Annotated in this window: 16 protein-coding genes, 1 tRNA gene and 1 pseudogene; 10 read left to right on the forward strand and 8 right to left on the reverse strand. The window is 56.7% G+C overall.

All coding sequences use genetic code 11. The features are described from left to right. The first annotated feature begins 35 nt into the window (after nt 1-35). Nucleotides 36-787: pseudogene (locus AUC43_RS20135) on the forward strand (IS5 family transposase). A 91-nt stretch (nt 788-878) separates the two neighbouring features. On the opposite strand, the gene pdxH reads toward AUC43_RS20135, so the two are convergent. Beyond that, nucleotides 879-1,529 (reverse strand): pyridoxamine 5'-phosphate oxidase, encoded by a 651-nt coding sequence (pdxH, locus tag AUC43_RS14440; protein WP_068195054.1) that lies wholly within the window; start codon nt 1,527-1,529, stop codon nt 879-881. Between the two features lie 331 nt (nt 1,530-1,860). Here pdxH and AUC43_RS14445 point away from each other — a divergent pair, with 331 nt between their 5' ends. The 4 genes from AUC43_RS14445 to AUC43_RS14460 all read left to right on the forward strand — a co-directional run bounded on the left by AUC43_RS14445 (nt 1,861) and on the right by AUC43_RS14460 (nt 6,172). Further along, nucleotides 1,861-2,418, forward strand: coding sequence for a YqgE/AlgH family protein (locus AUC43_RS14445; protein ID WP_068195059.1), 558 nt, complete (start codon nt 1,861-1,863; stop codon nt 2,416-2,418). A gap of 91 nt (nt 2,419-2,509) precedes the next feature. After that, entirely contained in the window at nt 2,510-4,954 is a 2,445-nt protein-coding gene (locus tag AUC43_RS14450; RefSeq protein WP_082685108.1) for a DUF349 domain-containing protein, read from the forward strand. A gap of 132 nt (nt 4,955-5,086) precedes the next feature. Then, nucleotides 5,087-5,159: transfer RNA gene (locus AUC43_RS14455), tRNA-Thr, on the forward strand. 191 nt (nt 5,160-5,350) lie between these two features. Beyond that, nucleotides 5,351-6,172: an EamA family transporter gene (locus AUC43_RS14460; RefSeq protein WP_199243453.1), complete on the forward strand. Its 822-nt coding sequence runs from the start codon at nt 5,351-5,353 to the stop codon at nt 6,170-6,172. A gap of 10 nt (nt 6,173-6,182) precedes the next feature. On the opposite strand, the gene AUC43_RS21595 is transcribed toward AUC43_RS14460, so the two are convergent. Further along, nucleotides 6,183-6,920: a phosphatase PAP2 family protein gene (locus AUC43_RS21595; RefSeq protein ID WP_068195068.1), complete on the reverse strand. Its 738-nt coding sequence runs from the start codon at nt 6,918-6,920 to the stop codon at nt 6,183-6,185. Nucleotides 6,921-7,545: 625 nt separating this feature from the next. Here AUC43_RS21595 and AUC43_RS14470 point away from each other — a divergent pair. The 5 genes from AUC43_RS14470 to AUC43_RS14490 all read left to right on the forward strand — a co-directional run bounded on the left by AUC43_RS14470 (nt 7,546) and on the right by AUC43_RS14490 (nt 14,642). Next, a complete protein-coding gene (locus AUC43_RS14470) occupies nt 7,546-8,193 on the forward strand; it encodes an HD domain-containing protein (protein WP_068195071.1) in 648 nt (215 codons plus the stop codon). A 61-nt stretch (nt 8,194-8,254) separates the two neighbouring features. Continuing rightward, a complete protein-coding gene (locus tag AUC43_RS14475; protein WP_068195075.1) occupies nt 8,255-8,485 on the forward strand; it encodes a hypothetical protein in 231 nt (76 codons plus the stop codon). Between the two features lie 213 nt (nt 8,486-8,698). Next, nucleotides 8,699-11,299 (forward strand): DNA gyrase subunit A, encoded by a 2,601-nt coding sequence (gyrA, locus tag AUC43_RS14480; RefSeq protein ID WP_068195079.1) that lies wholly within the window; start codon nt 8,699-8,701, stop codon nt 11,297-11,299. Nucleotides 11,300-11,494: 195 nt separating this feature from the next. After that, on the forward strand, nt 11,495-12,652 hold the full coding sequence (locus AUC43_RS14485) for a tetratricopeptide repeat protein (protein WP_068195083.1): 1,158 nt from the start codon (nt 11,495-11,497) through the stop codon (nt 12,650-12,652). A gap of 964 nt (nt 12,653-13,616) precedes the next feature. After that, nucleotides 13,617-14,642 (forward strand): hypothetical protein, encoded by a 1,026-nt coding sequence (locus AUC43_RS14490; RefSeq protein WP_157781099.1) that lies wholly within the window; start codon nt 13,617-13,619, stop codon nt 14,640-14,642. Between the two features lie 88 nt (nt 14,643-14,730). Here AUC43_RS14490 and hisIE read toward each other — a convergent pair whose 3' ends face one another. The 6 genes from hisIE to hisD all read right to left on the reverse strand — a co-directional run bounded on the left by hisIE (nt 14,731) and on the right by hisD (nt 21,280). Further along, nucleotides 14,731-15,399 (reverse strand): bifunctional phosphoribosyl-AMP cyclohydrolase/phosphoribosyl-ATP diphosphatase HisIE, encoded by a 669-nt coding sequence (gene hisIE, locus AUC43_RS14495; protein WP_068195088.1) that lies wholly within the window; start codon nt 15,397-15,399, stop codon nt 14,731-14,733. A 74-nt stretch (nt 15,400-15,473) separates the two neighbouring features. Further along, entirely contained in the window at nt 15,474-16,229 is a 756-nt protein-coding gene (hisF, locus tag AUC43_RS14500) for an imidazole glycerol phosphate synthase subunit HisF (protein WP_068195091.1), read from the reverse strand. Nucleotides 16,230-16,297: 68 nt separating this feature from the next. Next, nucleotides 16,298-17,014, reverse strand: a complete 717-nt coding sequence (locus tag AUC43_RS14505; RefSeq protein ID WP_068195094.1) for a 1-(5-phosphoribosyl)-5-[(5-phosphoribosylamino)methylideneamino]imidazole-4-carboxamide isomerase — start codon at nt 17,012-17,014, stop codon at nt 16,298-16,300. Between the two features lie 35 nt (nt 17,015-17,049). Further along, nucleotides 17,050-17,637 (reverse strand): imidazole glycerol phosphate synthase subunit HisH, encoded by a 588-nt coding sequence (gene hisH / locus AUC43_RS14510; RefSeq protein ID WP_068195096.1) that lies wholly within the window; start codon nt 17,635-17,637, stop codon nt 17,050-17,052. Between the two features lie 76 nt (nt 17,638-17,713). Then, nucleotides 17,714-18,814 (reverse strand): bifunctional histidinol-phosphatase/imidazoleglycerol-phosphate dehydratase HisB, encoded by a 1,101-nt coding sequence (hisB, locus tag AUC43_RS14515; protein WP_068195099.1) that lies wholly within the window; start codon nt 18,812-18,814, stop codon nt 17,714-17,716. Between the two features lie 57 nt (nt 18,815-18,871). Continuing rightward, nucleotides 18,872-21,280, reverse strand: coding sequence for a histidinol dehydrogenase (gene hisD, locus AUC43_RS21860; RefSeq protein ID WP_335340884.1), 2,409 nt, complete (start codon nt 21,278-21,280; stop codon nt 18,872-18,874). Nucleotides 21,281-21,283 lie beyond the last annotated feature (3 nt).

Here is a 21,283-nt window from a genome sequence, read left to right on the forward strand (position 1 = left end):
AGGGTCGACCTTTGAGGATGAATAAAGACCGCAGCATGTTGAGCGACGCGCAGTGGGAACGGCTTTCGCCGCTCTTGCCTGGGCAAGCGCAGTCGCCGGGCACGACGGCCAAGGACACGCGCCTGTTCGTGGAGGCCGTGCTCTGGCGGGCCCGGTGCGGGGTGTCGTGGCGCGACTTGCCGGCCGAGCGGTTTGGGCCCTGGCACACCGTATACGCCCGGTTTCGGCGCTGGCGCCAGGCCGGCGTGTGGCCGCAGGTGCTGGCCCAGGTGCAAAACGCGGCGGGCTTGCACCGGCTCATGGTCGACTCGACGGCCGTGCGGGCGCACCAGGTCGCAGCGGGTGCGAAAAAAAAGACAGCCCCGTCGGGCAGGCGCTCGGCCGCAGCCGGGGCGGTTTCGCGACCAAGCTCCACCTGAGCTGCGACGCTTACGGCCGGATTTGCGCCTTGGCCCTGACCGGCGGCCAGGCCGGCGATTGCCCACAAGCCCCCGGGCTGCTGCGGCGCCATCTGCGGGCGGGCCAGGCCGTGTTGGCCGACCGGGCCTACGACGCGGACTACGTGCGCGTCCAGATTGGGCAAGCCGGAGCCCGGGCCGTGATTCCAGGCAAGAAAAACCGAACGATACGCCTTGAGCACGAGGCTGAAATTTATAAAGATCGAAACCAAATTGAACGCGCCATCAACGGCATGAAACGCTTTCGAGCCGTAGCCACCCGCTTTGATAAACGGGCCGCCAATTATTTCGCTACCTGCTGCTTGATTGCCGCGCTAACGTGGCTCTAATTGTAAACACCCCCTAACAGACTGGGTTATACTATGAAGTGCCAAATGAGATGTTAATTGATAACTGTTAATTGTTAAATGAAAAATGACCTCAGGGAGCCAGGCGGCTGCGGCGCCAGCTGTTGCCTTCGAGCTCGTACACTATCCGGTCGTGCAAGCGGCTGGGGCGGCCTTGCCAGAATTCCATCCGCTGGGGCCGCAAGATGTAGCCGCCCCAGTGCGGCGGGCGCGGCAGCGGGTCCTGGCTCCCGAACTCGTCGGCCATGGCCACTTCCCGGGCTTCCAACTCCTCCCGGCTGCCGATAACCTGGCTTTGCGGCGAGGCCCAGGCACCCAGTTGGCTGCTGCGCGGCCGGCTCTGGAAATACTCGGTCGACATGGTTTCGGGGGCTTTTTCTACCCGGCCTTCTACCCGCACCTGCCGCTCCAGCCCCGGCCAAAAGAAGTTGATGGCGGCCAACGGTTGCGCGGCCAGTTCCTGCCCTTTGCGGGATTCGTAATTCGTATAAAACAAGAAGCCCGCGTCATCGGGCAGCCCCTTGAGCAGCACCACCCGGGACGATGGCTGCCCATTGGCGGCCACGGTGCTGAGGGTGAGAGCGGTGGGCTCTTCTAGTTGGGCTGCAAGCGCTTCTTCGAGCCACACCCGAAACTGCTGGACGGCATCGGGTAGCACGTCCGTTTCGGATAGGGTGCGCTGGGAATAGGTTTTGCGCAGTTCGGCGAGGTGGGGGTCGTTCATTGCTTGTTTTGGGCGCGATTTAACCAAAAATGTTTATTTTATTTGAAATATTTGGATTGAAATGAGTAGCTTTCACCTCTCAATCGTCTATAGCTGGCTTAGCCCAGGTACTGTGGCAAGTGCAAAGTCGAAGAGGATCAACCTCATCAAATAATCAATATCCCATAAACCGGTGGCTCGCTCCCGAGTTATCGTTAGCAAAAGGGCGTTTGGCGCGCAAGGTACTAACATCTGTAAGGCCTTTCTCTCAACGGCCAGTTCCCAGCCCTTCCCGTCACATGCACCGTATATTTTGTGATGATTGTTCGCCGATAACTGTTAATTTAACACCATGCGTCCCGGTACTTTGCTTATCTCCCAGCCGTTTCTCGGCGACCCTAACTTCGAACGCAGCGTGGTGCTGGTATGCCGCGACGAGCCCACTGACGGTACTTTTGGCCTGGTGCTCAACCGACTTACCACGCTCACCCTTGGCGACGTGCTCGAATTGCCACCGAATTTGGTCAGTGCCGCGGCTCACTTGCCCATTTATGTGGGCGGGCCCGTCGAGCCCGACACCCTGCACTACCTGCACCGGCGGGCCGACCTGCCCGGCGCCACCGATTTGGGGCAGGATGTTTTTTGGGGCGGCGATTTTGAGCTGCTGCTGGGCCTCATCGGTAGCGGTGCAGTAGGGCCTGACCAGGTGCGCCTCTTTGCCGGGTATTCGGGGTGGTCGGTGGGCCAATTGGCCACTGAAATGCAGGGGCAGAGTTGGATACGGCACCCCGCAAGCGCCGGGAAAGTGTTTACTTTGGCATCTGATGCCTTCTGGCGGGATATTTTGCGGGAGAAAGGCGGGCGATTCAAGGTGCTGTCGAACTATCCCGTAGACCCTCGTTTGAATTAATGCGGCGGCAGGGACATATTTTTGTTTTAATCCAATCTCTTTTTGCTCTCTCTTCTGGCTTCCGTAGCGAAGCTGGCTTTTACGTAGAATTATGGCTACTGAAGAAATACCTACTGCCCCGCTTGCCGGTGGCACCGACCCGGCCGCCGACGACCGAATGACCATTTTGCAACGTCGCTTAGCTGAGATTCAAGGAAACGCCGAGCCCGCCGCAACGGCTTCGGCTGAAGGGGCCACTCAAGTTGAGATGCCGCCGCAGGGCACGCCGGAGCTCCCGGCCGACCAGCCCTTGGGGGCGGGTACGGCCGAACCGCTTGCCGAAATCCCCGCGACCGCCTCGGAAGCTGCCCTGGCTCCCGAGGCCGGCACGCCCGAAGCGTCCGCCGCGGCCGAAACGGCCCATCACGTGCCCGATTCTGTGACCGTAAACGGCCACGATGTGTCGGCTCCCCTTGCCCGGGCCGTCACCCATTACGGCAGCGAAATGGCCCATCCGGAGGAAGCTCATTTTCCGGCGCCCAATCCGGAGGCTCTGCCCGCCGATGAGCACATTGCCAGCGCTACGCCCGCCCCCATTGCCGACCCCGAAACGCTGAGTGCTCCCGCCGCCGAAGCCACCGTAGAAGACCAAGCCCCTGAGCTGCCCACGGTGAACCTGCACAATGCCGCCGAGCTGGATGCGGCGCCCGAAGCGGTAGCTACGCTGCCCACTTCGGAAGATACGCCTTTGAATGCAGCGCCGGCTACTGCCGAGCAGGAAGGTGACGCGCAGGGCGAGGATGCATATGTGCCCGAAACCACAGCCCCGGATTTCACGGCTCTGGACTTGCCGGCTCAGGCCGCCTACCTGGTGCAGTTGCTGCGCCAGCCCGAAGCCGCCCGCAACCGCAAGCAGATTCAGGACCTCACGCGTCAGTACGAGACCAACGTGGGCCTGGCGCGCAGCGCCGCCCGCCAGAAGTTCTCGGAAGGCGGCGAAGGCGCCGAAGCGTTTGCTTTCCAGCAGCCCGAGGGCCAGCAGGAGCTTAACAAAGCCCTGCAGGAATTCCGCGAAAGCCGCGCCAAGGATGCCAAAGCCGAAGATGCCAGCCGCACCGATAACCTCGCCAAGAAAAAGCAGCTGCTCGACCAGTTGCGCTTGCTGGTAGAAGCCGCCGAAACTAAGGACAGCTCGGCCAAGCTCAAGGCCCTGCAGGCCGAGTGGAAGGCCACCGGCGCCGTGCCCCAAACCGACAGCCAGGCCATATGGGATACCTACCACGGCTTGCTCGATATTTACTACAGCAAGCAGGGGCGCTTCCTGGAAATGAAGGACCTGGACCGCCGCCGCAACCTGGAGGCTAAAGAAGCCCTCATCAAGCGGGCAGAGGCCCTGGCCGATGTGCCCGGCATCAACAAGGCCCTAGACGAGCTGACCAAGCTGCATGAAGACTGGAAACACATCGGCCCGGTGCCCAACGACCAGCGCGAGCCGCTGTGGCAGCGCTTCATCGCGGCCTCCGACGTGCTGCACCAGCGCCGCAAGGAGTTTGTAGACATTCGTTCGACCCAGGAAAAAGCCAATCTGGTCGTTAAACAGGCCCTGCTGGAACGGGTGTTGCCTTTCGCTACCTTCGACACCGACCGGGTGAACCTGTGGCGCTCCAAAACCGACGAGCTACAGGAAATCAAAGCCGAGTGGGAAGCCGCTGGGCTGGTGCCCCGCGCCCAGGCCGATGCCCTGAACAAGCAATATTGGGCGGCCTACAAAGCCTTCTTCAACCGCAAAAACGAATTCTTTAAGTCGCTCGATAACGAGAAGTCGGCCAACGTGAAAGCGAAGGTGGCCCTCATTGAGCAGGCCGAAGAAGCCGCCAATAACCCGGATTCGGATGCTGCCCGTCAGGTTATCATTCGGGTGCAGAAGGAGTGGAAGGACGTGGGCCGCGTGCCCGATAAATTGGCCGACAAGCTCTGGCACCGTTTCCGAGCCGCCTGCGACGCCGTATTTGAGCGGCCCAAGCACGAGGCCCGGTTCCGCGAGGAAAAGGTGCAGCAGTCCTCGGTAGAGCAAACCGCGCACCTCGACAAGATTGCCGACCGGGTGAACGCCCTCACGGCCGACAACCCCGGCACGCTGGAAGGCTTCCGCGAAATACTCGCGGGCTGGGTGGCCGAGTTTGACCCCACCGACGACCAGCCCGGCCGGGGCACTTCCGACCGCAGCGAGGAGCAGTTGCTGACGTTGCTCGGCAAGTACCTCGACCACGTGCCTGGCCTGAGCTACGCCGACAAGAATGACTTGTTGTTCCAGGTAGAGGTGGGCCGTTTGAAAGCCCGCCCCCAGGCCCAGCAGCAACTTTCCCGGAAGGAAATGGCCCTGCGCAAGGAAATCAACGAGCTGGAGAACGACCACGCCACGTTGCAAACCAACCTGGACTTCTTCGCTCGTTCCAAAAATGCCAACCAATTGCGCGAGGAATACCAAGGCCGCATCGCCGAGGGACAGAAGCGCATTGAGACGCTCAAGAAGCAGTTGAAAATTATTCGCAGCTAACGCTTGGGTAAAGGCACTGTTTTACAGTTGAAAGGGCCCCGGTAGCGTTGCTATCGGGGCCCTTTTTAATATAATTTAGGCCATCAAAGCTGGCAGAAGCACGTCGCTTATGTACTTTTGTGGCACCTCAACGCCTCCTTAGCTCAGCTGGTAGAGCAACTGACTTGTAATCAGTAGGTCGCTGGTTCGATCCCGGCAGGAGGCTCACGTTGCTTAACGCCCGCTGTAAATCAAGCATTTGCAGCGGGTTTTTTGTGGTCGAATGCCAAGGAATTGGGCTTGCCTCGGATGTTAAGCTGATGCTGCTACCCGCCGTATGAGCATGACGCTGTCTGAAAACGAATTGTGATGAAAATACCCCGTTTAGGTTCACTGCCGCCGGTGCCATCCGTGCTCATGGCCATATTGAGCGTGCAGGCGGGCGCGGCCATTGCCAAAGGCTTGTTTCCGGTGGTGGGAGCAGCCGGGGCGGCGGGAATGCGAATTGGGCTATCCGCCCTGATGCTGTTGGTTGCCTTCAGGCCGCCGCTCCGGCAATTGACGGCAGTGCAATGGCGGGCGGTGATACCCTACGGCGTGGCGCTGGGCACCATGAATTTCTTGTTTTACCTGGCTCTGGCTCGCATTCCGCTGGGGCTGTGCGTAACGCTGGAGTTTGTGGGGCCCTTGCTGCTGGCTGTGGCCGGGTCGCGCCGGGCGGTGGATGTAGTTTGGGTGGTGCTGGCGGGCGTGGGCATAGCGCTTATCGCTCCCTGGGCCGGGCACGGGGTCGACCTGCTGGGGGCGCTGTTTGCACTGCTGGCGGGCGGCTGCTGGGTGGCCTACATTGTGCTCGGCGGCCGGGTGTCGCAGGTTTTGCCAGGCGGTGCGGCGGTCGCCACGGGAATGCTGTTCGCTTCCCTCACCATCCTGCCCTTCACGGTGGCCAGTGGGAGTCTGGCGTTGCTCACCCCGTCCCTTTTTGGAGCCGGCGTGGCGCTGGCCCTGCTTTCAAGCGCGCTGCCATTTAGCCTTGAGATGAATGCCCTGAGCATGCTGCCGGCCCGCTCATTCAGCATCCTGATGAGTCTGGAGCCGGCGGCAGCGGCCTTGTGCGGGTTGGTGTTTCTGCATGAGCACCTGATTCCAACGCAGTGGTTGGCCATCGTGCTGGTGGTAGTGGCTAGTGTTGGCGCTACGGTGTCGGCAAAAAAAGTAGCAGCGCCGGTAGAAGTCTGAAAAAGGGCGGCTATTTGGGCTGCCAGGTTATGCTGAGGCCGGTTCCGCCGGCTGGGCTCCACGTGGGCAGCACGCCGACATCGCGCCCAATGGGCTTGCGGCCCCAGCGGTTGCGGTGCGAGAGGTAAGCCAGATGGGCCGAGAGGATGCCCACGCCGGCGCCCGCCAACACGTCGCTTTCCCAGTGCTTGTCGTTAATCATGCGCAGAGCGGCTACGCTGGTAGCGATGGTGTAAGCGCCCACGCCGTACCACTGACTTTTGTCGCGGAACTCGGTGTGCACGATGCTGGCCGCCAGGAAGGCCTGGGCCGTGTGGCCCGAGGGGAACGACAAGTGGTTGGAGCCATCGGGGCGCTCTATGGCGGTCAAGGTCTTGATGGCGTACACCGTCGTGAGCATAATGGCCTCGCTTTTAACCAGCACTAGGGCCAGGTTCAGGCGGTCGTCGCGGGAGTCTACCCCCGCCAGCAAGACGGCCCCAATTTCGAAGTAAGGCGCAAACTGCAGGTAATTGTCGATGTGGTTGCGGTAGCTGCCGAATGTGTGGCGAATGTCCTTTTGCGCATCGTAGGAACTGTAAAATCCATGTCCGTTGATAGTACTGGCCCCATAGCCAATGAGTACGGCCGGTACAATTACAGCCCGAAACCCTTTGCTTTTGAGAAACGGACGGTGGGTGCCTTCTGCCTTGGATGGGTTCTGGTACTTATGAATCGTATCGGCAGGAGTGGGGACCTGCTGGGGCACTTGAGCAACAGCAAGCTGAGGGGCTTCGCTCAAAGCTAATGCGAAGACGAGCGGTAGAAGATAACGAGACATCGGGGCGGACCTGAATACGGAGTGCGAAGAAACTGCCTTGAGTGCGAAGTCTGACACGAGACTTCCCAATGGGCATATAAGCGGTAGCGTGGCGGAGCCAGTTAACTTGCTGCTCCGTTCTGAATTCCTTTATTTTTCTGTCTTAGTATGCGTTTGTTGGAAGTGGTGTCACTGGCTCAGGCCTAAGAATTTCTACGTTTCCAGGTACGGCTATACGCCGGCGACGCCTATTATGTGCGGCCGCTAAACCAGGATATCGAAGGGGTATTTGACCGGAACAAGAACAAATACTTCACTCACGGAGACCTGGCCCGGTGGCTGGTGGTAAATGAGTCCGGCCAGACCCTGGGCCGAGTTGCCGCTTTTGTGAATAAGCGGACGGCAAACACTTTTGTCCGACCCCACCGGGGGCATGGGTTTTTTCGAATGCATCAATAGCTAGGAAGCCGTCGCGGTTGGGCTAACTCTAACCCGAGTACAGGCTGTTACTTTTGTTTCGCCCGCGGAGTAGTCCGCGAGGCGTAGGTTTTCCCTTTAGCTCAACTCTTTTCTTTTGGACATCATAGCTGCTACCGCCCAATTTATCGAACAAAAGTTTGCCGATGAGGGCAGTGGGCATGATTGGGCCCACATCCGCCGGGTGTGGCTCATGGCTCGCCGCCTGGCAACAGCCGCTCCCGAAGCCGACCACGAGGTAACGGAACTGGCCGCGCTGCTGCACGACATAGCCGACTGGAAATTCCACGATGGCGACTACGAAGCCGGGCCGCGCGCCGCCCGCGAGTGGCTGCGCAGCCAGCAAGCCCCGGAAGCCTTGATTGTGCGGGTGGAAACGGTTATTCGGGAGGTGTCTTTCAAGGGGTTGGGCGTGGCCACGCCGGTTTCTTCCATTGAAGCCGCGTTGGTGCAGGATGCCGACCGGCTCGATGCCATCGGGGCCATTGGCATAGCCCGGGCCTTTGCCTACGGTGGGCACAAGGGCCGCCCCCTCCATGACTCGGCCGTGGCTCCGGTGGCGCACGACAGCTTTGCCAGCTACCAAAAGAACTCGGCGCCTACGCTCAACCACTTTTACGAAAAGCTGCTGCACCTCAAAGACCGGCTCAACACCGATGCCGCCCGCCAGGTGGCCCAGGAACGGCACGCATTCATGGAAACCTACGTGGCCCGATTCTTGGCCGAGTGGGACGGTATCGACTAAAAGGGGAGGGCCCGACGTTTATATGATGCTCGTCGGTACCCGTAACCGCTACATTTGTCCTATGAAATTGCTCCTCCGTTTGGTGCCTTGCCTGCTGCTGATGATAGTGTCCAGCTGCCGTACCTGCCCCATAGAATCCTGCCACGTGCGCAAGGTGCATTTGCACAGCGGCACGAAGTACCACGGCCAGCCCTGGTTCAAAAAACAGAACCCCGCGATTGGTGAAAAAATCAAGACTTATAACCCCAAGCCCGGTACGCACGGCAACGACAAGAGTAAGTCACTCAAATAGGGGCCATAGTATAGCATTATCAGAATCCTTCGCGCGGCTGTAAACCCGGTTTGCACACTGGTTTGAACCTCAGCAAAAGATGCCCTAAAAAGGCCGTGGCGCTTGTCGTTACGGCCTTTTTGTTGTAACTTCGCACGCGTATAAAGAACCATTCACTCTGCGGCTTAAATCACTCTTATTCGGGGTTTCTTGAGCCGCACATCAACCCCCTAAATGGCGGAAGGCGAAAAAATCATTTCGATAAACATCGAAGACGAGATGCGGGGCGCGTACATCGATTATTCGATGTCGGTCATCATCTCCCGGGCCCTGCCCGATGTTCGTGACGGCCTGAAGCCCGTGCACCGGCGCGTGCTTTACGGCATGAGTGAACTGGGTGTGGGCTACAATAAATCCTACAAAAAATCTGCCCGTATCGTGGGTGAGGTGCTGGGTAAATACCACCCGCACGGCGATACGTCGGTATACGATACCATGGTGCGCATGGCCCAGGACTGGAGCCTGCGCTACCCGCTGGTAGACGGCCAGGGTAACTTCGGCTCGGTCGACGGTGACTCGCCGGCGGCCATGCGTTACACGGAGGCCCGCCTCAAACGCCTGGCCGACGAAATGCTCAACGACCTGGACAAGGACACCGTTGACTTTCAGCCCAACTTCGACGACTCGCTGGAAGAGCCCAGCGTGATGCCGGCCAAATTCCCCAATCTGCTGGTGAACGGCACATCGGGGATTGCCGTGGGCATGGCCACCAACATGGCCCCACACAACATGACGGAAGTCGTGAACGGCATCATTGCCTATCTCGACAACCCCGACATCACGGTGGATGAGCTGATGCAGTACGTGACGGCGCCCGACTTCCCCACGGGCGGCATCATTTATGGCTACGAGGGCGTGAAGCAAGCTTTCCACACCGGCCGCGGCCGCGTGGTGATGCGAGCCAAGGCCACGTTCGAAACCACCAAAACCGGCAAGGAGCAAATCATCGTCACCGAAATTCCCTACATGGTGAATAAGGCGTCGATGATTGAGAAGACCGCCGCGCTCATCAACGACAAGAAGATTGAGGGCATTTCGGACATGCGCGACGAGTCGGACCGCGACGGCATGCGCATTGTGTACGACCTGAAGCGCGACGCCATGCCCAGCGTGGTGCTCAACAACCTTTATAAGTACACCCAGCTGCAAAGCTCCTTCGGCGTCAACAACGTGTGCCTGGTAAAAGGCCGCCCGATGACGCTGAACCTGCAGCAGCTCATTCATTACTTCGTAGAGCACCGCGCCGAGGTTATCATTCGCCGCACGAAGTACGAGCTGGCCGAAGCCCAGAAGCGTGCCCACATCCTGGAGGGCTTGCTGATTGCGCTCGACCACCTCGATGAAGTCATTGCCCTGATTCGCGGCTCGCGCGACCCGGAAGTGGCCCGGGGGCAGCTCATTTCGCGCTTTGCGCTGAGTGAAGTGCAGGCCCGTGCCATTCTGGACATGCGTCTGCAGCGCCTCACCGGCCTGGAGCGCGATAAAATCGTGGCCGAATACGAGGACCTGATGCGCCTGATTGACCACCTGAACGCCGTACTGGCGTCGGATGTGTTGCAGCGCGGCATCATCAAAACCGAGCTGGAAGATATCCGCGAGCGGTACGGCGATGCCCGCCGCACGGAAATCAACTACGTAGGTGGCGATTTCTCGACCGAAGACATGATTGCGGACGAGGCCATGGTAATTACCATCAGCCGCGAGGGGTATATCAAGCGCACCAACCTCGACGAGTATCGGGCCCAGGGCCGCGGCGGTGCGGGTTCGCGTGGGGCTGTTTCCAAGAAGGACGACTTCACCGAGCACCTGTTCGTAGCGACGACGCACGAATACCTGCTGTTCTTCACGGAGCTGGGCCGCGTATTCTGGCTCAAGGTGTACGAAGTGCCGGAAGGAGGGAAGGCTACCAAAGGCCTGCCCATCCAGAACCTCATCGAAATTCCCCGCGAAGACAAGGTGCGCTCTGTGCTCAACGTGCGCGGCCTGAAGGACCCGGACTACCTGGAGAATACCTACCTGATGTTCTGCACCGAGCAGGGCACTGTGAAGAAGACTCCGCTGGAGGCTTATTCGCGTCCCCGTACTGCGGGCATCAACGCCATTACCATCAACGATGGCGACCGTATTCTAGACGTGCAGCTGCTGGCGCCGAACTCGGAAGTAGTGTTGGCTTCGCGTTTCGGCCGGGCTGTTCGCTTCAACGAATCTAAAGTGCGCTCCATGGGCCGTTCGGCGGCGGGTGTGCGCGGAATCACCTTGTCCGATGCTCCCGGCGACCGGGTGGTGGGCATGGTCTGCCTCGCCGATCCCACGCAGGAACTGCTCGTGGTGAGTGAGAATGGCTATGGCAAGCGCAGCCCGCTGGACGAATACCGTGTAACCAACCGGGGAGGTAAAGGCGTGCGCGCCATGAAACTCACGGAAAAGACCGGCAATCTGGTGGCCATCAAAGACGTAAACGATACCGACGACTTGATGATTATAAACAAGTCGGGCATCACCATCCGTCTGCGGATGAGTGACCTGCGGACCATTGGTCGGGCCACTCAGGGCGTGCGGCTTATTAAGATTGGCGGCAACGACGAGATTTCATCAGTGGCTAAAGTAGCTGCTGAAGAGAAAGATGAATCCGAGACGGAAGCTACATTGGTAGTAGTGGACAGCTCGGAAGAACTGGCCGAATCCAGCGGCGGAGCTATTACTGTTGGCGTGCTTGACATCGAAGTTGATGACAATACCGCCGATGAAGAACCCGATGCCGAAGATTTGGCATAATTGCTGAAGAGGAGCGGGGCGGTCCATTGGTTCGCCCCGTTTATTTTTGGCCTACTGAATGCAATACTACCGTTATAATTGCATCAGTAAACACCTTTTTGCTCATCTGTTTTTTATCCTTTCCGCTAAAAATGTGTTGGTTATAGCCGGATTCACCCTGCTTAATTAACACACCCACGGCACATTCCCGATTTTATGAAGAAGACTTTTTTGACGTTTGCCGCGGCCACCGTGCTGGCAGCTGGTTTGCCTACGCTTGCGTCGGCCCAAAATTCGGCAGTGACCAATGCCATCCTGAACCAGCGCACCGGCCTGCTCGACAAAGCCCGCGCTGATATCGATAAGGCCATTGTGAATGAAAAGACCAGCACCAAAGCCAAAACCTGGTTTACGCGCGGTGAAATTTACCAGGCTATGATGGAAAGCCCCATCTACAGCAAGCAGCTTCAACCTGGTGAGGGCCTGCAGAAGGCTTATGAGTCGTATGCCAAAACCATCGAGCTGGACACCAAAACCGGTGAATTTGGCAAGCAGGCAGTGACTAGAATGGACAATCTGTACGGTCGTGCTTTCAACGACGCCGTGGCGAGTTACAATGCCAAGGAGTACGACAAGGCCATTGCCAACTACAAGCTGGCTTCCCAAATTAAGCCTCAAGACACGACTGCAGTGCTCTATTCGGCCTATGCGTCGGAAGCCAAGCAGGATTTGGCCGGTGCCAAAGCCAGCTACAACCAGCTGCTGGGCATGAATTACAAATCGGTGAACGTGTACGCTCGTTTGCTGCAATTGGCTAAACAGCAAGGTGACAATGCCGAAGCTGCTAAGATTCTTCAGCAGGCCTTGGCGGCTTATCCCACCAACAAGGCCTTCATGCTGGAAGACTTGAACATGTCGTTGGCCAGTGGAAAAGGTGAAGATGCGTTAGGCAAAATCAACAAAGCAATTGCCGCTGACCCAACTAATTCGAACCTTTATGCGGTTCGTGGTTCGATGTACGACCAGCAGAAGAAAACGGACCTGGCCTTGGCTGATTACAAAAAGGCTGTTGAATTGGACCCAAATAATTTCGATGCCCAGTTCAATCTTGGCGTCTACAATTATAACCGAGCTGCCGACGCTTACACGAAGGCAAGCAAAATGGACCTAAAAACCTATCAGACGTCGGGTAAGAAATATGAGGCTGAGGGCAAGAAGTATTTCGAAGCTTCGGTGCCGTACTTTGAAAAGGCTTTGCAGTTGCAGCCCAATGACCGTAACACGCTCTCATCGTTGCAGAAAGTGTACTTCCGCTTAGGTCGTACTGCTGACTCTGAGCGACTCAATGCGAAACTGAAGTCGCTGGGAAAATAAGCTTCTAGTGTTGCAAGAGGAGGGCCCGTCCACATTGTGGATGGGCCTTTTTTTGTTTGGGTACCATGATTTGAGAAAACATACTTAACATAATATAAATTATAAGACAAATAGTGGTGTTATTTATCAAGGTACTTTATCTAGTGGAAAGCTTACGACTCAGATGATTTAAGGCGTCTATTCGATGTTAACCATACTGTAGATTAAGTAAACTGTGAACCAGCTTTAAGAAATTGTTGAGTAAGTATTTTAGCAAGGCGAGTTTTGGTATTGTCATGCAAACGAGTTTTTGTAAGCTATATGTTTGCTACCCTTTTTTTATGGCGGAGTTTTTAACGTTTGAGTTGTTAAGTCCAATATTATATGTTTGGTGAATAAATGTTTGGTGAATAAAAGCTGCTTCTTATAAAGATGTTTGATGTCTAGTTATTGGTGTCCATCTCAAAAATACGCTTCATTATTAGTTGCTATTAATTATTAATTGCTATTATATGATTACATCACTGGGCAATAATCTTGGGCTATGCTAAAACCTTGTATGTCTTGCAAGATTTCTTTTCAGATGATACAAAAAAGTACAAATCGTTAGAATTTTTTATACTTTTGTATACTGTTATGGAAAGTAATGGTTTTAGCGTTTTATGCTCCTACCCTATTATTGGACATTGAGCAATGCATTTTGAAAACTCAAGCTTTATTACTAAAGAAACTTAAAAACTATAGTTGCTTAAGTTTAGAAATGAAACTTAAACATATCAGTACAAAACCAAGTATTTACCTAGTGCCTTATAATTCCCTCCAATTGCTGACAGAGCCACATACATAAATACCACACATAGAGTATAATAAAGTATAAAATAGCCCCACATTTAAAACTTTTTTATACTTTTGAAATTTAACCCTATCCTAATCTCAACCTTAACGTTATACTTGCAAACCCTAACAAGACCCAAGACGAATACTGATGCCAAAACTTATAGACTACCCAAGAACTACATATGCTGGGGCCTGGGAACTAGCGGAGGTAACGGACGATACTGGCGGAAAATGTGCTATCGAAACTGCAGCACGTAAGCTAAACCGTAAAGTAAGTGGCTCATTCAAAGCAATAATCGGCTCAGCAGTGAAGTTTGGGCTGTTGACAAGCAAACGGGACTTGCTTACTACAACAACGCTATTTAAGCGAATTAAGCATGCTTACGATAAACAGGAAGAACTCCTTTTTCACCGGGAGGCATTCCTAACACCGCCACTGTTCACTCAATTGTGCAGGAAATTTCGCTCCAGGGAGCTTCCTATTCAAATGCTTGACGTAATGCTCATCCGCGAGTTTGGCGTCGAAGAAATCAATGCTCAAGGAGTTGCAAAGGCCTTCGTTGAAGGCTGTAGAATGGTGGGCCTACTGGATGAGCGGAATATGATTGCTGATATAGACGCACTTGCAGCCCAACAGGCTCCACGACGTGAGCTAGCCAGCCCTCAACCAATCGCCAATACCTTCAGGGGCGAGCACCATCCCCAAAACGAAAGCTTTGCTTCCCCGCAACCTGAAACGGGAGAAAATTATTATGCCCAGGGTGAGCCTTTTTTTGATGACGAATTCGAGTCTGTAAAGCCCTTAGCAGATATAACACCAACGGTCCGACCAGCAGTTACTGCCGCCCAAAAACCTGGAGGCCCAGATGCTATTGCCAATTTATTTGGTTTTGCTGGTACTTCTCACCCGGCACGCCCCACGGAGTCGTTACCAGCGGCAACCACCCGAGCAGCGTCTGAGGACATGAGCATGCCCATAATGCAGCCGCCAGTTCAACTAGCACCGAATCGAGTGGCGCCAATCCCTGTGCAAAGTGCTCAAGGAGCCAGTAGTGGTTACCAAATTCAGGTCAGCGGCCCTGGCGTCAACACGACGCTATCAATCAGTGAGGAAGAAGATATTACCATTGCCATCGCACTTCTGGAGAAAATCAGAAGACAATTGAAGACTTGATAACGTCAGTACAGAGGTTTAACAAAACGGCGGATACAAACTCTATAAACAGAGTATGTATCCGCCGTTTTGTTTTCGTCTTGATTGCTTAACCTTCGGTAAGGTGGCGGGTGTTTGGCAAACGATGCCTTTCCTGTAACACACTAATGACTTCCGCCATCGGCACACCCGAAGCAACTAGCAACACCAATAAGTGATACAGTAAATCTGCCACTTCGCCAGGAAGAGTTTCACGGCTGCCGCCTACAGCATCAATAACCGTTTCTACAGCCTCCTCTCCTACTTTTTGCGCGATTTTAGCAATTCCCTTGTTAAAAAGTGACACCGTATAAGAAGTGGGTGCACGCTCAGGAAACTCACGGCGTTCCACAATTAGCCGTTCCAGGCCTGCTAGAAAGCCAATGGGAGCTGCTGGCGCCAGCGTTTGCTCAGGCTGCTCAAAGCAGCTCACCGTGCCTCTGTGGCAGGTCGGGCCGGCGGGGATAGCCCGAATAAGCACCGTATCAGCGTCGCAGTCGACGTGCAGGCTGACAACGGTAAGGAAGTTGCCACTGCTTTCCCCTTTAACCCACAAACGGTTTTTTGAACGGGAGAAAAAAGTTACCCGCCCGTCCTGCTGCGTTCTAGCCCAAGCTTCCTCGTTCATATAACCGAGCATAAGCACCTGGCCGGTATCAGCATCCTGCACAATGGCGGGCAACAAACCAGTAGCGGGGTCAAATCGCAAGGTTGCGGGGTGAGAAAATGCAGCACTCATGAGGTAAAGTAAAAAGAGGCGAGAAGGCGGAATTTAGCTCAACGGAAACCACCACTAATGCACAAATGTGAAGACTAAAGCCGAACCAGAATGCCTGCGCTGTGGAGATAATGCTTCAGCGCAGGCAAGGCGGTTTCGTTAAAATGGAAAATGCTAGCGGCCAGAGCCGCGTCGGCACCGCCCGCATTGAAAACATCGGTGAAATCGGATGGCTGACCAGCTCCACCGGAGGCAATAACCGGGACGGGCACGGCATTACTAACCGCCCGGGTCAGGTCGAGTGCATACCCGGATTTCGTACCATCGTGGCTCATGGAAGTGAGCAACAGTTCGCCGGCACCCAAATCTGCGGCTTCGCGGCACCACGCCACGGCTTCGCGGCCAGTGGCCACCGTACCGGCGCGTGTCATTACCTGCCACTCTCCGTTCACCAACCGGGCATCCACCGCCACTACCACACACTGGGAGCCAAACCGACGGGCCAGGTCCGCAATAAATTCCGGCCGGGCCAAGGCCGCCGAATTGATGGAAACCTTATCGGCACCGCTCAGCAGCAAGGCTTCTACATCGCCGACGCTGCCTATTCCACCTCCTACGGTGAATGGGATATCGAGCACCCGTGCCACGTCGCGAACCAGCTCCGTAAGCGGCTTACGGCGTTGGTTCGTGGCCGTGATATCAAGGAACACCAGCTCATCGGCCCCCTCACGGGCGTACCGGGCAGCCAATGCCACCGGGTCGCCGGCATCGCGCAGTCCCTCAAACTGGATGCCCTTTACGGTGCGGCCATCACGGACATCGAGGCAAGGGATAAGTCTTTTCTTGACCACGGATTTAAGGTTTAATGAGAATGAATTGCGTGGCCGAAAAATTGAGCTGACGGCCGTTACGGGTGATGCTATAAGAACGGCTGCAAATCCGGTAAGGAAATGGTCCCTTCGTACAAGGCCTTGCCGATAATGGCTCCGTGCATGCCGGCCTCACTAAGGGCTTCTAAATCGGGAACGGTGGTTACACCGCCACTGGCAATGAAGCGCGCATCCGGATACTGCTGCACCAATGTCTTATAAGTAGCCAACGATGGCCCTTGCAGCAGGCCGTCTTTGCTGACATCGGTGCAAATGAACGTGCTGCCCCCCGCCGCCAGGTACGACTCAATGAAGGCTGCCAAGGTCCAGGGGCTTTGATCAGCCCAGGCGTTTATCATAATATGCTCGCCCTTAAAATCAGCGCCCAGAAAGATTTTATCCGCTCCATAAAGTTCCAGCCAACCTTCTACTGCGGCCTGCTCGCGCACAGCCAAGCTGCCGGCAGTGATATGAGAAGCTCCAGCATCAAAAACCTGAGTAAGGGATGCGTGGGTCTGAATTCCGCCGCCAGCGTCTATATCCAAAGACGTATGCCGGGCAATGGCCTCCAGCACGGCAAGGTTTACGGGATGACCAGCACGGGCGCCGTCCAGGTCTACCAGATGCAGCCGGCGCACACCAGCATCAGCGAAACGCTGGGCCACGGCCACAGGGTCGGAATCGTAGGTGGTTTGGCGGGCAAAGTCTCCGGCGCTGAGGCGGACGCACTGACCGTTTAGCAGGTCGATGGCGGGAATAATTTCCACGGGATACTATTGTGAATTGAGCTGAAGGGATGAAACTATAGGTCCAGGAAGTTGGCCAGGATGCGGGTACCGACGGCGCCGCTCTTTTCGGTGTGAAACTGCACTCCGTGAAAGTTGCCGTGTTGTACCGCCGCGCTAAAAGGTGCGGGATGCGCCGATTGAGCCGTGGTATACGCCCCAACCGGGGCGTAATAACTGTGCACAAAGTAAACGTGGTCGGCATCGGTGAGGCCCGCAAAAAGCGGCCCCTGCAAAGCCTGGAGATTATTCCAGCCCATGTGGGGCACTTTATGCGTGGCATCCGACACGAAGCGTTGCACCGTGAAGGGCAACAGACCCAGCATGGGCGTGTCGTTTTCTTCGCTGTGCTGGCCCAGTAGCTGCATGCCTAAGCAAATACCTAAAAAGGGCTGTGTGAGAGTAGGCAGCACTTTATCGAGCCCAGCGGCCCGCAGGGCTTCCATCGCGGAAGAGGCCTCGCCTTCGCCCGGGAAAAGCACTTTATCGGCCTTTCGCAAAACCTCAGGGTCGGAAGTGAGCGTGGGCTGGGCTCCCAGACGCTCCAATGCAAACAGCACGGACTGCACGTTTCCTCCCTTGTAATCTACAACTGCAATTTCCATGAATCTGTTTTTTAATCCATTTGTGCAATAAGTAGAGAAAGTCATTATTACACATATGTACAAAGCATATTGTAATCTACAGTATGCCCTTGGTGCTGGGAATTGCGGCCGACTCGTCCCGCTGTAAAGCCATTTTTATCGCCTTGGCAACGGCTTTGAAAATGGCTTCAATCTTGTGATGCTCGTTGTCGCCAGTGCAGGAGATGTTCAGCGTAGCCCGGGAATTGTCGGTAAAGGACTTGAAGAAGTGGAAGAACAGCTCCGTGGGCAGATCGCCCACCCGCTCGCGGCGGAATTCAGCATTCCAGACAAGCCAGGGCCGGCCCGAGAAGTCAATGGCTGCTTGAGCTAGCGCCTCATCCATGGGCAGCAGAAAGCCGTAGCGGGCCAGGCCTCGCTTGTCGCCAAGGGCCTGGGAGAAGGCCGTGCCTAATGCCAGTGCCGTGTCTTCCACGGTGTGGTGCTCATCGATGTGCAAGTCACCCTTTACATTTATGGACAAGTCAACTCCGCTGTGCCGGCCCAACTGTTCCAGCATGTGGTCGAAAAAGCCCAAGCCGGTGTGTATGCTTGTTTGCCCGGTCCCGTCCAAGTTCAGCCGAACGGAGATTTGGGTTTCGTTGGTGTTGCGGTCAATGACTGCGATGCGGGCCGGATACCGCAGAAAATGGTAGATAGCATCCCAGCTAGTGGTGGTGAGGGCGGCGCGCTCGTCGGGCTCCTCTCCTATTAGTATGGCTTGGCTGCCGAGATTAGCGGCAAGCTCCACGTCGGTAAGACGGTCGCCAATGACATAGGAGTTGGCCAGGTCGTATTCGTTGGCCGGGTCCAGGTAGCGGCCCATCAGTCCGGTTCCGGGCTTGCGGGTAGGCAGGCCTTCGTGCGGGAAGCTCCGGTCAATGAGTTCGGCAGCGAAATGAATGCCTTCTCCGGCCAGTATTTCCTGCATGAGCCGGTGGGCGGGCCAAAAGGTGTCTTCCGGAAAACTGTCCGTGCCCAAGCCATCCTGATTCGTGACGAGCACCAGCTCATACTCGGGCAAGTCGCGGGCGATGCGGGCCAGTGCACTGATGCACCCCGGAAGGAAAGCAAACTTTTCCAGGCTGTCGACCTGCTGGCTCGGCTGGGGCTCAACGAGGATGGTGCCGTCGCGGTCAATAAAAAGGGCCTTTTTCAATTCTTTTATTCGTAAACAGTTATCAATACTCTTTAGCTGCCGCACTTGGCAGTTGGCTCAACGGCTGGTAGCTACTTCAGTAGGAAGCTCCGCTCCTATTTCGGTGAGTGCCTGTAGCAGCTGCGCATTTTCATCAGTGGTGCCAACGGTGAGGCGTAGGCTGCCGGCACAGCCGGGCTGGGTGGTTCGGTTGCGCACCACGATGCCGCGCGCCCGGAGTTGGTCGTATACTGCGGTGGCATCAACGTTGAAGCGCACTAGCAGGAAGTTGGCATCCGATGGGAATACGTGCTCCACAATGGGAAGCAGCGGCAACTGCTCGGCTAGCCAGCGGCGGCTGTTCAGCAGCTCGGCTTGCATTTCGGGCAGCTGGGGAGCTGCGGCCAATGCGGCCAGGGCGTGCTGCTGGGTAGCGGCGGAAATGTTGTAGGGCGGCTTGATTTTGTTGAGGTAGGCAATCAGCTCCGGTGAGCCGTAGGCCACACCCAGGCGCAAGCCGGCCAGGCCCCACGCTTTTGAAAAGGTTTGCAGCACCACTAGGCGTGGGAATTCGGGTAGTCGTGTTGTCCAACTGGGCGACATGGCGAAGTCGGCATATGCTTCATCGACCACAACGAACCCTTTGAATGAGCGCAAAATGGCTTCAATGGCATCTTGGGCCAACAAATTGCCGGTGGGGTTATTAGGCGAACACAGAAAGACCAGCTTGGCGCTGGAGGCGGCAAGTAGCTGGGCTGCATTGGCGGCAAGCTGAAAATCGGGCGTGAGCGGCAGCTGCTCTACCCGCACATCATTCAGGTTGGCGGCCACTTCGTACATGCCGTAGGTGGGCGGGCACACCACGATGCTATCCTGCCCGGGGGTGCAGGTGAGGCGCACCAGCAAATCGATGGCTTCGTCGGAACCGTTGCCCAAGAAAATATTTTCGGGCGTAACGCCTTTCAGTTGGGCCAAATCGGCCTTAATGGCGCGTTGGTGCGGGTCGGGGTACCGGCTGAAATCATCGGGGCCCACGGAGCCCAGGCTGTTTTCATTGGCATCCAGCATCACCGGGGCCATACCCTCAAACTCATCACGGGCCGACGAATACGGTTGCATCCGCTCGACGCTGGGCCGGATAAGCCCGGCGTAGGGATGGGCAACATCGGTTTGTGGGCCTGCGGCAACCGGCAAGGAACTAGCCATTGCCGCCAAGCGCAGCGTTACGGCCCGGGCGTGGGCAGCTAGCCCTTCGGCTTCGGCCATGGTTTCGACCACCCGGCCCAGAGACTGGAGCCCAACCGGCGAAAGCCGCTGGAAGGTGATTTTCTTAACAAACGAATCGAGCGACACTCCGCTGTACTGCCGGGCGTAGCCGCCGGTGGGCAAGGTGTGATTAGTGCCCGAGGCGTAGTCGCCCACTGCTTCGGGCGTCAAGTGGCCCAGAAAAACGGAGCCTGCATTGGTTACCTGCGTGGCCAAAGCATCGGCGTTGTCGGTAGCCAGAATGAGGTGTTCGGGGGCGTACTGGTTGGAGAAGGCCAGCATGGTGGCGGAATCTTGCAGTAACACGGCTCGGCTGTTGACCAGCGCTTGGGCCGCGACATCGCGGCGTGGCAGCGTGGCCAGCTGCTGTTCCAGTTCAGCTTGCACCTGCGCAATTACAGCTTCCGAATCACTTAGCAGCACCACTTGGGAATCGGGCCCGTGCTCGGCTTGCGACAACAAATCAGCCGCTACAAACGCAGGGTTGGCACTGGTATCAGCAATAACGAGTACCTCGGAAGGGCCAGCAGGCATGTCGATGGCCACGCCGAATTCGGCGGCAGCCAGCTGCTTGGCTGCGGTAACGTAGCGGTTGCCGGGGCCAAAGATTTTATCCACGGCCGGCACACTGGCAGTACCCAGCGCGAGGGCGGCAATGGCCTGGGCACCGCCCACTTTTACCACCTTATCAATTCCCAGCAATTGAGCCACGAAAAGGATAACCGGGCTCACCGAGCCATCGGCCTGCGGCGGCGTGCACACCACCACTTCCGGACAGCCGGCCAGGCGGGCCGGCACGCCCAGCATGAGCAGCGTGCTAAAAAGCGGCGCCGATCCACCCGGTACGTACAGTCCCACGCGCTGCACGGGCACGGCACGGCGCGAGCAGGCCACACCCGGCATGGTTTCCACCCGAAGCTCGGGTTCGCGCTGGGCGATGTGGAAGGTTTCGATATTGGTTTTGGCTTGGCGGATGGCGGCCTGCAAGGCTGCTGGCACCTGGGCTACAGCTGCCGTAAATTCAGCTTCGGATACCAGCAGGTGCTGAAGCGTGGCCTTATCAAGTTCGGCTGCCAGAGCTATCAGGGCAGCATCGCCGCGCTCGCGCACTTGGCCAAAGATTTCGCGCACGCGGGCCGCCACCTGGGGGGCTTCAGCTGCGGCGGGGCGCTGTTGCAATGCGGCCCAGCGGCTGGAATCGGGATAAGAGTAGACTTGCATGGC

The sequence above is a fragment of the Hymenobacter sedentarius genome, assembly GCF_001507645.1.
GTDB lineage: Bacteria > Bacteroidota > Bacteroidia > Cytophagales > Hymenobacteraceae > Hymenobacter > Hymenobacter sedentarius.